Origin of the sequence: Streptomyces sp. NBC_01314, from assembly GCF_041435215.1 — a bacterium.
GTDB lineage: Bacteria > Actinomycetota > Actinomycetes > Streptomycetales > Streptomycetaceae > Streptomyces.
On the sequence record NZ_CP108394.1, the window covers coordinates 9,958,946 to 9,970,679 of the forward strand.

Here is an 11,734-nt window from a genome sequence, read left to right on the forward strand (position 1 = left end):
ACGACAGACGAGCGGGAGGGGACGGCAGTGACGACAGCGGCTCGGGCAGCGGACGGACGGCGGCAACGGCGGGCCTACATCGGGTCGTTCACGTCGGCGGGCGGCCTCGGCGTCCTCGTCGCCGCGGTGGACGAGGAGAGCGGCGCCCTGACCGTCCTCGGCGGCGCGGACGACGTCCCCGACCCGTCCTGCCTCGCTCTCTCCCCGGACGGGGACATTCTCTACGCGGTCAGCGAGCGGCCCGACGGAGCGGTGGCCGCCTATCGGGTGACGGGGGACAAGCCCGAGTTGACCGGGCCCCCGGTCGCGGTCGGCGACGGCCCCACGCACCTCTGTCTGCACGCCGGCCATGTACTGACCGCCGACTACGGCTCGGGCAGCGTCACCGCCGTCCCCCTGCGCCCCGACGGCACCCTCGCGGCCCGCGCGTCCGGCACGCTCCGGCATGCCGGATCGGCGTCCGGCCCAAGCCGCCCGGGACAGCCGCACGCCCACCAGGTACTGCCCGCCCCCGGTGATCACCGCTTCCTGGGGGTCGACCTGGGCACGGACTCGGTGCGGGTGTGCGCACTGGAGAACGGCGTCCCCGTCGTGCGCCGCGAGACGGCGCTGCGGCCGGGCTCGGGGCCGCGCCACCTCGCCTTCCAACCGGGCGAAACGGACGGATCGTACGTCTATGTGCTGAACGAACTCGCCCCCACGGTCACCGTGTGCCGCTGGAACGCCCCTGAGGGCCCACTGGAGGCGCTGGGAGAGACCTCGGTGCTTCCGGGAGCCCCAGAGGGCGACGCGTATCCCTCGGGCGTCGTCGTGTCCCCCGACGGCCGATTCGCGTGGACGGCCACCCGCGGCACGGACGTCCTCTCCGTGCTCGCCGTCGAGGACGCCGGACTGCGCCTGGTGACGACCGTGCCCTGCGGCGGCCACTGGCCGCGCGCCCTCACGTACGCGGCCGGGACGCTGTACGTGGCCAACGAACGTTCCGGCGACGTCACCTGGTTCACCGTCGACCCGGACACGGGCGTGCCGGTACGCGGCGGCTCGATCGAGGCACCCGCGGCCTCCTGCGTCGTCCTGGACGTCTGAGAGAGCCCGCGAGGACACCGGTGCGCGTACGGCCGAGGGCCCGTTCCGGCGAGAGGAGCGGGCCCTCGGCCGTACGGGTCGCGGTCCGGGATCGGTGCACCGGACTCAGCGCACCGGCAGGCCCTGCGGCTGCTGCGGCGCGATGCCGAGCGCGGTGGTGTACTTGCCGAGCGCCAGCTTGCCGATCGCCGGGTAGGGGCCGAGCGCCTCGGCGGCGGAGCAGCCCGCCTCCTTCGCGGCGGCGTCGAGCAGACCGGCGTCGATCTCCGGCCCTATCAGGTACGGCGCGAGCGCCAGCTGCTGCGAGCCCGAGGAGCGCAGCTGCTCGGCCACGGAGGTGATCGATCCCTCCTGGTCGAGCGCGGCGGCCATCACCGGCACGGCGAGCCGCGCGGCCAGCAGCATGCCCGTGATCCCGGCCGCCTGCACGGCCTCCTCGCCGCCCACGGTGGCGAGGACGATGCCGTCCGCGGCGGTGGCGACGGTGAACAGCCGGGCCCGGTCGGCACGCGCCAGACCGGCCTCGGACAGGCGCACGTGCAGCGCCTCGGCGAGCAGCGGGTGCGGGCCGAGGACATCGGTCAGCTCGGCCGCGATCCGGCTCTCCATGACGGCCTGGCGGACCTGGCGCAACGTGGCGCTGTCCGGACCGGCCAGCATGGGCACGACGACGGCGACGAGGCCTTCGGGCCGCTTGACGTCCAGGCCGGCGGCGCGCGCCTGCTCGTAACGGGCGGTGCGCTCCTCGGCGGCGCGCGTGAGCACCGACTGCAGTGTGGGGAACTCGTCGGCTCCACCGTCGACGTAGCCGATGCGGGCGTCGAGGCCGGGCAGCTCGGAGCGCGCGATGCTCACGACCTCCTCGGCGAGGCTGCGCGTGGCGGCGCTGGGCTTGCCGGGCACCGCGAGGACGAGCGCGGGCGCGCCCTCGGGAGCCGCCAGGGGCTCCGGACGGCGGTGCCGCCCGGGCTGGCGGGGTCGCGGCATTCGTACTGGCAGGCCGGACGCGGGCCCAGTGGGGGAGCTCATGGCGCCGCATGTTACTGGCTTCTTGGGCTCCCCTGTTCGGGGAGGGTGCAGGTGAGCGGTATCCGTCCTGATTTGTCTGATGAGTTACGGGTCGATCAGAGCCGATCAACACCGCATTTATCTGCTGAGGGGTGCTCTTGGGGGTGCACGGTGCTGTTTGTCCGACAGGCTGGAATGCTCCCTGTTTCAGGTACTATTTTTCGGCCACCACGTACAACATCCGCTCGTCGTACGGCAATGCGAGTCCGTCACCCGCCAGCGCGGCCGCGATACGCACGGCACCGACCAGCGGATCCCCTTCCGCAGTCACCCGCGGCGCGTGCGGCAGCCGCTTCGCCAACTCGGTCTCCAAGGGGACGAGCAGCGGGCCGCCCAGTTTGAACAGGCCGCCGGTCAGGGCCACTCGGGGCTCGCCCGAGGCCGGGCAGACGGCGACCGCCGCGTCGGCCATGTGCCGGGCGGCCTCCCGCAGGATGTCCGCCGCCACCGGGTCGCCCTCGGCGTGGGCCGCCACCTCGGGAGCGAAGGACGCGAGGACCGCCGGGCGGTCCGGCCTCGGGTAGAGCCTGCCGGGCAGCCCGTCCATCGGGCCGAACACCTCCTCGGCGCGCGCCAGCAGCCGGGCCGAACCACCGGTCCGCCCGTCGTACGCCCGCAGCGCCGCCTCCAGCCCCGCCCGCCCGATCCACGCCCCGCCGCCGCAGTCCCCGAGCAGATGGCCCCAGCCGTCCGCCCGACGCCAGCTCTCCAGATCCGTGCCGATCGCGATCAGCCCCGTACCGGCGGCGATCACCGCGCCCGCCCGCACACCGAGGGCGCCGGTGTACGCGGCGACAGCGTCGGCCACCAGCGCGACCCGCCGCACCCCCAACTCGCGCGTCAGTGCCGACGGCAGCTCGGCGCGCACCTGCTCGCCGAGCGTCGCGAACCCGGCGCCCCCGACGGCCACCGCGACGGGACGGCCGCAGCCGGCGTCGTCGAGCAACCGCCGCGCCATCGGCAGCAACCGCTCCAGCAGATGCCCGGCGTCGATACCGCGCGCACCGGTCCGCACCGGCTCCCCGGACGCGACCGGCTCGCCCAGCGCCTCGGTGCCCCGGGCCAGCACCGCCCGCAGTCCGGAGCCACCGGAGTCCACGGCGAGCACGACGGGGGGCTCGCCGCCGGTCACGGCAGACGCCAGTCCACGGGAGCGCCGGCCTGGCCCCTCAGGATGGGCACCGGGCGGCGGCCACGCGCGGCCTGCGCTCGTATCGCCTGCTCGGTGACCTCCTCCCAGCCCTTGCCCCGGTGCGCGGGAGTTCCGGGCTCCGGGTGTCGAGGGTGAGGGGCTGACGGAGCATGACGGCCTTGACGGAGTGGCTTGACCCCTGGACGGAACAAGCTCCCCTCCTTCCCGGTGACCGGCTGGGTGATCTGCTCGACGGGCTCGAAGATCTTGATGAGGAGGAAGAGTAGCGGCAGAGCGGCGTCCGCGTGTGAGGGCGTCTGTGCTTGTGCCGGGGGGCGGTGCGTGCCAGTAGAGTGACGCGCCGTGGCACCACGACCCTTGTATGAACTTGTTGAAGCGGGCTGGGCGAAGGCTCTTGAACCTGCGGCCGAACGTATCGCTGCGATGGGCGACTTCCTCCGGGCCGAGATAGCGGCCGGCCGGACCTACCTTCCATCCGGAGCGAATGTCCTGCGGGCCTTCCAGCAGCCCTTCGACGACGTCCGCGTCCTGATCGTCGGTCAGGACCCCTACCCGACGCCGGGGATGGCCGTAGGACTGAGTTTCGCGGTGGCGCCCGAGGTGCGTTCGCTGCCGGGCAGTCTGGAGAACATCTTCCGGGAGTTGCACTCCGACTTGGGGCTGACCAGGCCGTCGAACGGGGATCTGACACCGTGGACCGAGCAGGGGGTGCTGCTGCTCAACAGGGCGCTCACCACGGCCCCGCGCAAGCCGGCCGCGCACCGGGGCAAGGGCTGGGAAGAGGTCACCGAGCAGGCGATCCGTGCGTTGGCGGCGCGTGGTAAGCCGCTGGTGTCCATTCTGTGGGGACGTGACGCGCGTAATCTGCGTCCGCTGCTGGGTGATCTTCCTGCCATCGAGTCGGCCCATCCGTCCCCCATGTCGGCGGACCGTGGTTTCTTCGGCTCGCGCCCGTTCAGCCGCGCCAACGACCTGTTGGTCCGCCAGGGCGCCCAGCCGGTCGAGTGGCGTCTGCCTTAGCCGCGTTTTTGGAAGTGACCTCCTGGCTCCGCTCCGTGGCGTGATGATCTCGGGGCGGGGCGTGGGGATCTTTCGGATGGCGGTTCGACGCCGGCAGCGCGAGGGCGTGTGGGCTGGGACCTCTGGACTGCGCTGCGGGCCAGGGCCGATGCTGCGGGCTTGATCGCGCGGGAGGCGAACGCCGATTCCACGGTCTGCCGGACCCATCAGCATGCCCGCCGGTGCCCGCCGGGCAGAAGGTATCTCGTGATCATGGGGACGGCGCGCTCCCGCGTCCGGGCGCTGCGCTCAGCGCCCGCGTGAGCTCAGGGTTCGCAGCCCGCGCCGCCCTCGACTCGTCGTCCACCACGGTCCCGCGGGCGGAGAAGATACGGGTGGAGGACCGTGAACTCGCCGAGCGGAAGCGGTGGTTGGCCGGCCCCGCTCGGCCGGAGGCGACGCGGGGGCCGGCCCGTCTACCGGGTCAGCCGTCGTGACGGCCGGTGCCTGTTCCGGTGAGAACGCGGATTTCGGTTTCCGTGTAGTCCGCCCCGCCCCGCTCACGCCGGTCGAGTACCGAGCCGGTCCAGGCGAGCAGGAACCCCACAGGAATGGAGATGAGACCGGGGTTCCTCAAGGGAAACACCGCGAAGTCCATGTCAGGCAGCAGTGCCGTCGCGTTCCCTGAGACAGCTGGGGACAGTGCCGTGAGCAGTAGGGCGACAAGCAGGCCGCCGTACATGCTCCAGACCGCTCCCTTGGTCGTGAAACCCTTCCACCACAGGTTGAACAGCAGCGCGGGCAGGATCGCGGAGGCCGCGATGGCGAACGCGAGGCTGACCAGGAAGGCGATGTTGAGATGCTGGGCGAGCATGGAAAGGGCGATCGCCGCCACACCGATCAGCCCGACGCCCAGCCGCGCCACGACGAGTTCGCTCTTCTCGGACGCTCTGCCCCGCATGATCGTCGCACCGTAGACGTCGTGGGCCAGGGCCGCAGCCGCGGTGAGGGTGAGAGCGGCGACGACAGCCACGATCGTGACGAACGCGACGCAGGCGATCACGGTGAGCAGGAAGGGCCCGCCCAGGCGCTCGGCTGTCAGGAGTACGGCCGTGTTGCCGGAGGCGGCATTCTCCTTGATGGTCTGCGAGCCGATCAGCGCCGCGGAGCCCAGGCCCGTCACCACCTCGAACAGAGTGAAGACGATGACCAGGCAGGCCGCCCACCCTGCCGACTTGCGGGCTCTGCGTCCGCTGGAGACCGTTCCGATACGCATCAGGACGTGCGGTAGTGCGGCCGCTCCCAGCACGAACGCCAGTTGCAGACTGACCGAGTCGATCTTGTTGGTGCGGTCGTGGAAGCGGATGCCGGGTTCCAGGAAGGAGCCACCCAGGCCGCTGTGAAGGACGGCGGCATCCAGCAGGCGTGCCGGGCTCCAGTCGAACTCCGACAGAACCGCCAGTACGACGAACAGACCTGTGGCGAGCAGTACTACGGCTTTGATGCTCTGGACCAGGGTCGCGGCACGCATGCCGCCGATGACGACGTAAAGGACCATCAGAAGACCGAGGCCGGCCACAACGACCCGCTGGGCGCCGTCTCCGTCGATGCCCAGGACTGTCGCCGCGAGCGCTCCGGCACCGACGAGCTGGGCGGTCAGGTACAGCAGGCAGACGACCACGCTCGTGATGCCTGCCGCCAGGTGAGCGGGTCGGGCCTGCAGCCGCAGGGCGAGGGAGTCGCCGATGGTGAACCGTGAGGTGCTGTGATAGGGCTCGGCGACCACCAGCACCAGTACGGACCAGGCGACCATCGGCGCCAGCACGTAGGCGATCCCGTCGTAGCCGGTGAGGGCGATCAGACCGGGATTGCCCAGCATGCCTGCCGCGGACATGTAACTGCCGAAGATGGCCAGCCCGTTGACGAAGGACGGCAGTCGCCGCTGACCGAGGTAGAAGCCGCTCAGTTCGTGCTTCTCGGGGAGGATCGACCCGATCGAAAGGAGCAGGGTACAGACGACACAGAGGCCGAAAACGGTGAGAAGGGGGAAAGCGCCACCGGAGTCGGAGAGTGCGAGGACGGAGTTCACCGGTGGCTCTCCAGGTGCGGGAAGAGCGTGCGATGACGCTTGACCAGGGGCTCAAGATGGCTTTTCGCATACCGTGCGTACCACAGGACCGCCCAGCCGGTGAACGCCACTTGCGCCAGGACCAGCGTGAGTCCGACGTTGAGTGGGCCGGCCCAGGCGATCGCCATCACACCGGGTGCCTCGTTGGCCAGGATCACGCCGGCCATCTGGGCCGCGACGACGGCGGCGGCCACCCGGGCCGGGCGGCGGCGCGCGGCACGCAGTTCACGCAGCGCGGTGGTCTGCCTGGAGTCGGGGTGGAACTCCGGGTCCGTCTGCTGGGACGGGGTCGGCATGAGCATGCGCGGGGATATCTCGGACGAGGCCGTGACCGACTCGTCCCAGGTCGCCCACGCCGGAGCCGGGACGGCGACGGGCCGGCCGTCGTCCAGGCCCAGGTGCCGGGCCGTGCGAACGGCCCAGGATCTTCGTCTCGTCCGGACATCGTGCTCGGACGTATCGGCCCCCTGCATGGACTGCCGGTACAGCTCCGCGAGTTCGGCCGGTCGGCCGAAGACCGTATGGGTGCGGGAGATCGCCTGCCGCAACTCCACGGCGGAGTAATCGTCTTCGTGGTCGAGAGCGCTGAGATAGAGCGCGGCAGCCTCGGGAGGGTCCTGATCAGGAAAAAGATCGCGGGAATCCATAAGTCGTCCTCGATACGAAGTGGCGCGGATGTGGAGAGCACGTCGTACGAAGGCTTGTGGCCGTACGGCTTCTCTCGGCCCGCATATGAGGGGCCGACGTCAATGACGAAGACACTCGGCAAGGAACGGGACCGAAACGGACCGAGCGGGCCCGCCCAGGAACCATGCACACGGTTCGCCGACCGAGCCGTCCCGGGCCCTACCGGCGTCCTTGCTTCATCGGCCCCCACCGTGCCGCAGTGGCTGTCGGGCCGACAAGGTCGCGAGCGGCAACGATTCGAGGTACTTGCGTACATTGCGTTCAGCCGCTGTGCCGAGCCTGGTCATCGAGAGCCGGCGACTCCTGTGAAGGCCGCTGTGCGGGGACGCGGGGAGTTGAGCCTTCGGCTCGGTTCGGCACGTCGCCGCGGACCTGCAGCCGGCGCCGATCGGCGCCGTGCTCCGCGCGCTCGTCGCGCAGGCGTGGCGCGACAAGTACCCCGATGTGCGGGAGCGCTCGTCGTCGAGCTCGCTGCTGGAGGGCTCTGCTCTGAGCGCGGGTTCGTCCCCGCGGGGGTGCCTTCCCGGGCTGTCGGGTCGTCGGGGCCCGCTGTGAGAGTAGCGCCTGGAAGACGGTTCTGACCTCGGGGAACGGGACGCGTTCCGCGCACAAAGATGCGTCAGCTCGTCGTTGACCGGCGGTCCACGGCAGGGCCAGGGTGGTGGAGCCAGATCGGATTCCGATCTCCCGTTTCCGGTCACCGAACTGCGTGCAGGAGGCCGTGATGTTCCAGACAGGCACCCTTGAAGACACCGAACTCAGCGAAGACCACGAAGCGGCTGTCACCGCCACGACCGCGCCCGCCACGACCGCGCCCGCCAAGCCGAACACACCGGCGGACCGCGGCGAGTTGTTCTTCCAGCGCTGCCTCTGGTGCGGCACTCCGGCCTACCGCCGCTCGTTCTGCCGTGCCTGCGGGGCCATGGCCTTCCAACGGGAACGCAGCGAGGGCGCCGGGGTTGTCGTCCGCCGCCACGGCCAGGTCCCGCACAACACGTGGTTCGTCGCGATGAACGAGGGCTTCAACCTGCTCTGCCAGGCCACCGGCACGGCGTTGGTCGCGGTCGGGTCGAGGGTGAGTGTCGTACGGACTGTCGCTCCCCTCGGTCAGGGACTTCCCGTCGTCGAACCCACCCGCCCGCCGACTTCGGAGCGTCGGTGGTGACGGGAAACGGCTGGGACGAAGCCACGAGCGAGCGAAGGCTGGACGACAGGAGAGGAGGGTGCGTGAGCACCCAGCACCATGCGCCGGACGGATCGGCCGACACTGTCGGGGGAGCGGGGCGCGGCGCGCTGGAGGGTCTGCGGATCGCCGACTTCTCCCGGGTTCTCGCGGGGCCCTACGCCACCATGCTCCTCGCCGACCTCGGGGCGGACGTGGTGAAGGTCGAACGGCCGGGCATCGGGGACGACACCCGGGCCTGGCACCCTCCGGCGGACCACGACGGCACCTCCACCTATTTCCTGAGCGTCAACCGGAACAAGCGGTCCGTCGTCCTGGACCTCACGACCGACGCCGGCCTCGAACGGGCCCGCGCCCTGGTCGCCGAATCCGACGTGGTGGTGGAGAACTTCCGTCCCGGCACGATGGAACGGCTCGGGCTCGGACATCGCGAACTCCGAGCCCGGCACCCGGAGTTGGTCTACTGCTCGATCAGCGGTTTCGGTAGCGGTGCGGGCGCGGCGATCCCCGGATACGACCTGCTCGTACAGGCCGTCGGCGGGCTGATGAGCGTGACCGGGGACGCGGCCGGGGAGCCGGTGAAGGCGGGTGTGGCTCTGGTCGATGTGATCACCGGCCTGCACGCCTCGCTGGGCATCCTCGCGGCCCTCCGGCACCGGGACGCCACCGGGGAGGGACAGCACGTGGAGGTGAACCTCCTCACCTCACTGCTGTCGGCCATGGTCAACCAGGCGTCGGCGTACGCGGTCGCCGGTGTGGTTCCGGGGCGTATGGGCAACGCGCATCCGAGCATCGCCCCGTACGAGACCTTCCCCACCGCCGACCGTTCGATCGCCATCGCGGTGGGCAACGACCGGCAGTTCGGGGCGCTCGCCGACCTCGTCGGGGATCCCGGTCTCGCGCTCGACGACCGCTTCCGCACGAATGCCGACCGGGTCGCCCACCGCGCCGAACTGCGGGACATCCTGACGCGGCGGCTGGGCGCCGCCGGCGCCGACCACTGGTCGGCCGTCCTGCTGGCCGCGGGGGTGCCCGCCGGAGCGGTCAACACCCTCGACGAGGCGTTCGCCTTCGCCCAGCGGCTCGGCCTCCCCGGCATCGTCGACATCCCCGCCGCGTCCGCCGACGGAGTGGACCGGGCAGAGGGCAGACCCTTCCGCCAGGTCGCCAGTCCCATCGCACTGAGCGGCACACCCGCGCGGTACCGACTGCCGCCACCGCGCCTGGGCCAGCACACCGCGGAGATTCTGCACCGCCCTTCCGGCCACGACCACGCCTCCGCGCCGAACGAAGCGGTCGGCTGACCGCTCCCGGCGGCAGGCACCACGACCGTACCGATCACCACGACCGAACTGATCGCCACTACCGACTCGATCGGCTCATCCGAACCGATCGACAGAAACCCCAGGAGCTCACGATGAGCGGCGCCAAGCCGATGAAGGACCCCCTCGACCTGCTCGACCTCTCCTCCACCCTCACCAGTGAGGAACGCGAGATCCAGGCCACCGTCGCCAAGTTCCTCGCCGACCGGGTGCGCCCGCACATCGGCGAGTGGTTCGAGAACGCGCACTTCGCGCGCGAACTCGCCCCGGAACTAGGCAAATTGGGTGTGCTCGGCATGCACCTGGAAGGGTATGGCTGCGCCGGGACGAACGCGGTCAGCTACGGCCTCGCCTGCCTGGAGCTGGAGGCGGCGGACTCCGGATTCCGCAGCTTCGTGTCCGTGCAGGGCTCGCTGTCGATGTTCTCCATCTGGAAGTGGGGTTCGGAGGAGCAGAAGCAGGAGTGGCTGCCCCGGCTCGCCGCCGGTGAGGCGATCGGCTGCTTCGGCCTGACCGAGCCCGACTTCGGCAGCAACCCCTCCGGGATGCGCACCAGGGCCGTCCGCGACGGTGGGGGAGACTGGATCCTCAACGGCTCCAAGATGTGGATCACCAACGGCGGCATCGCCGACGTGGCCACCGTCTGGGCGCAGACCGAGGACGGCATCCGCGGCTTCCTCGTCCCGCGCGGGACGCCCGGCTTCACCACGCAGGACATCAAGCAGAAGATGTCCCTGCGCGCCTCGATCACCTCGGAGCTGTACTTCGACAACGTACGGCTGCCCGACGCGGCGCGACTGCCGCTCGCCCAGGGCCTGCGCGGACCGCTGTCCTGCCTGAACGAGGCCCGCTTCGGCATCCTGTTCGGCGCGGTCGGCGCGGCCCGCGACTCCATCCAGGCGGCCATCGAGTACGCCGACTCCCGCGTGCAGTTCGACAAGCCGATCAGCGCCTTCCAACTCACCCAGAAGAAGCTCACCGACATGAGTGTCTCCGTGGGCAACGCCGCACTGCTCGCCATCCACCTCGGCCGGCTCAAGGACCAGCACCGCATCAGGCCCGAGCAGATCAGCGTCGGCAAGCTCAACAACGTCCGCGAAGCGATCGCCATCGCACGGGAGTGCCGCACCATCCTCGGAGCCAACGGCATCTCCCTGGAGTACTCGCCGCTGCGCCACGCCAACAACCTGGAGTCCGTCCTGACCTACGAAGGCACCAGTGAGATGCACACCCTGGTCGTCGGGCAGGCGCTCACCGGCCAGGCGGCGTTCCGCTGACCGCCGAAGGCTGAGGGAAGATGCCCGTGAACATCGTGGTACTCGTCAAGCAGGTCCCGGACACCGGGGCCGAACGCACCCTGTCCCAGACCGACCACCGCCTCGACCGGGAGGACGCCGACCTGGTCCTGGACGAGATCAACGAGCGCGCCGCCGAAGAGGCCCTGAGTCTGAAGGAGACGATGAAGGAGACGACGGACGCCCACATCACCGTCGTCTCCATGGGACCCGACTCCGCGCTCGAAGCCATCCGCAAGGTCCTGGCGATGGGCGCCGACCGGGGCATCCACATCTGCGACGACCGCCTGCGCGGCGCGGACGTACTGACCACCGCGAAGGTTCTGGCGGCCGCCGTGCGGACGGTGGAGGACGTCGACCTGGTCCTCGCCGGCGACACGACCACCGACGGTCGGGCGAGCGCGGTCCCGGCCGTCGTCGCGGACCTGCTCGCCCTGCCGCAGGTGACCCACGTCCGGAAGCTCGATGTGGACGCAGGGCGGGTGCGCGCCGAGCGCGAGACCGAGAACGGCGAGGCGACGCTGGAAGCACCGCTGCCCGCGCTGGTCAGCGTCACCGAGAAGATCAACGAGCCGCGCTACCCCTCGTTCAAGGGGATCATGGCCGCCAAGAAGAAGCCGGTGGACACGGTCGACCTCGACGACCTGTTTCCCGACGCCGACGATGCCGGATTCCTCGTGACGCGCACCCGTGTGCTGGAAGCCGTCCCGCGTCCCCCACGGTCAGCCGGAACCCGCGTCACGGACGACGGCTCGGCCGGCCGACAGCTCGCCGTGTACCTGATCGCCCAGAAGCTCGTCTGAACCGCCCGAA

General features: G+C 70.7%; 10 protein-coding genes and 1 pseudogene. 6 read left to right on the top strand and 5 right to left on the bottom strand.

All coding sequences use genetic code 11. The annotated features are described in order from the left end of the window. Window positions 1-27: 27 nt before the first annotated feature. A complete protein-coding gene (locus tag OG622_RS43760) occupies window positions 28-1,086 on the top strand; it encodes a lactonase family protein (protein WP_371582490.1) in 1,059 nt (352 codons plus the stop codon). Window positions 1,087-1,191: 105 nt separating this feature from the next. Here the strand turns inward: OG622_RS43760 and OG622_RS43765 are convergent, their stop codons facing one another. The 3 genes and pseudogenes from OG622_RS43765 to OG622_RS43775 all read right to left on the bottom strand — a co-directional run. After that, window positions 1,192-2,115 (bottom strand): sirohydrochlorin chelatase, encoded by a 924-nt coding sequence (locus tag OG622_RS43765; RefSeq protein ID WP_371582491.1) that lies wholly within the window; start codon window positions 2,113-2,115, stop codon window positions 1,192-1,194. 193 nt (window positions 2,116-2,308) lie between these two features. Further along, complete coding sequence (locus tag OG622_RS43770; protein ID WP_371582493.1) at window positions 2,309-3,286, bottom strand: N-acetylglucosamine kinase; 978 nt, start codon at window positions 3,284-3,286, stop codon at window positions 2,309-2,311. 29 nt (window positions 3,287-3,315) lie between these two features. Continuing rightward, window positions 3,316-3,423 (bottom strand): annotated as a pseudogene (locus tag OG622_RS43775) (uracil-DNA glycosylase); the annotation flags it as partial. Between the two features lie 226 nt (window positions 3,424-3,649). Between OG622_RS43775 and OG622_RS43780 the strand changes: the two are divergent. Then, window positions 3,650-4,327, top strand: a complete 678-nt coding sequence (locus OG622_RS43780; protein ID WP_371582495.1) for a uracil-DNA glycosylase — start codon at window positions 3,650-3,652, stop codon at window positions 4,325-4,327. Between the two features lie 463 nt (window positions 4,328-4,790). On the opposite strand, the gene OG622_RS43785 is transcribed toward OG622_RS43780, so the two are convergent. Both OG622_RS43785 and OG622_RS43790 read right to left on the bottom strand, forming a co-directional pair. Further along, window positions 4,791-6,395, bottom strand: coding sequence for a cation acetate symporter (locus OG622_RS43785; protein ID WP_371582496.1), 1,605 nt, complete (start codon window positions 6,393-6,395; stop codon window positions 4,791-4,793). Next, window positions 6,392-7,081 carry a DUF485 domain-containing protein gene (locus OG622_RS43790; protein WP_371582498.1) on the bottom strand — a complete coding sequence of 230 codons (690 nt, stop codon included), beginning with the start codon at window positions 7,079-7,081 and terminating at the stop codon, window positions 6,392-6,394. Before OG622_RS43790 ends, OG622_RS43785 begins: the two co-directional genes overlap by 4 nt. Window positions 7,082-7,845: 764 nt before the next feature. Between OG622_RS43790 and OG622_RS43795 the strand changes: the two genes are divergently transcribed. The 4 genes from OG622_RS43795 (at window position 7,846) to OG622_RS43810 (ending at window position 11,724) form a co-directional block, all read left to right on the top strand. Then, window positions 7,846-8,286 carry a zinc ribbon domain-containing protein gene (locus tag OG622_RS43795; RefSeq protein ID WP_371582500.1) on the top strand — a complete coding sequence of 147 codons (441 nt, stop codon included), beginning with the start codon at window positions 7,846-7,848 and terminating at the stop codon, window positions 8,284-8,286. 62 nt (window positions 8,287-8,348) lie between these two features. Further along, window positions 8,349-9,608 carry a CaiB/BaiF CoA transferase family protein gene (locus tag OG622_RS43800; protein WP_371582502.1) on the top strand — a complete coding sequence of 420 codons (1,260 nt, stop codon included), beginning with the start codon at window positions 8,349-8,351 and terminating at the stop codon, window positions 9,606-9,608. 113 nt (window positions 9,609-9,721) lie between these two features. Beyond that, window positions 9,722-10,903, top strand: coding sequence for an acyl-CoA dehydrogenase family protein (locus OG622_RS43805; protein ID WP_371582504.1), 1,182 nt, complete (start codon window positions 9,722-9,724; stop codon window positions 10,901-10,903). A gap of 20 nt (window positions 10,904-10,923) precedes the next feature. Beyond that, window positions 10,924-11,724: an electron transfer flavoprotein subunit beta gene (locus OG622_RS43810; RefSeq protein WP_371582506.1), complete on the top strand. Its 801-nt coding sequence runs from the start codon at window positions 10,924-10,926 to the stop codon at window positions 11,722-11,724. The last annotated feature ends 10 nt before the right edge of the window (window positions 11,725-11,734 follow it).

Bases quoted from the DNA above. Each gene is read 5' to 3' on its own strand.
- OG622_RS43765 (WP_371582491.1), bottom strand. From the start codon at position 2,115: ATGAGCTCCCCCACTGGGCCCGCGTCCGGCCTGCCAGTACGAATGCCG.
- OG622_RS43790 (WP_371582498.1), bottom strand. From the start codon at position 7,081: ATGGATTCCCGCGATCTTTTTCCTGATCAGGACCCTCCCGAGGCTGCC.
- OG622_RS43795 (WP_371582500.1), top strand. From the start codon at position 7,846: ATGTTCCAGACAGGCACCCTTGAAGACACCGAACTCAGCGAAGACCAC.
- OG622_RS43805 (WP_371582504.1), top strand. From the start codon at position 9,722: ATGAGCGGCGCCAAGCCGATGAAGGACCCCCTCGACCTGCTCGACCTC.
- OG622_RS43810 (WP_371582506.1), top strand. From the start codon at position 10,924: ATGCCCGTGAACATCGTGGTACTCGTCAAGCAGGTCCCGGACACCGGG.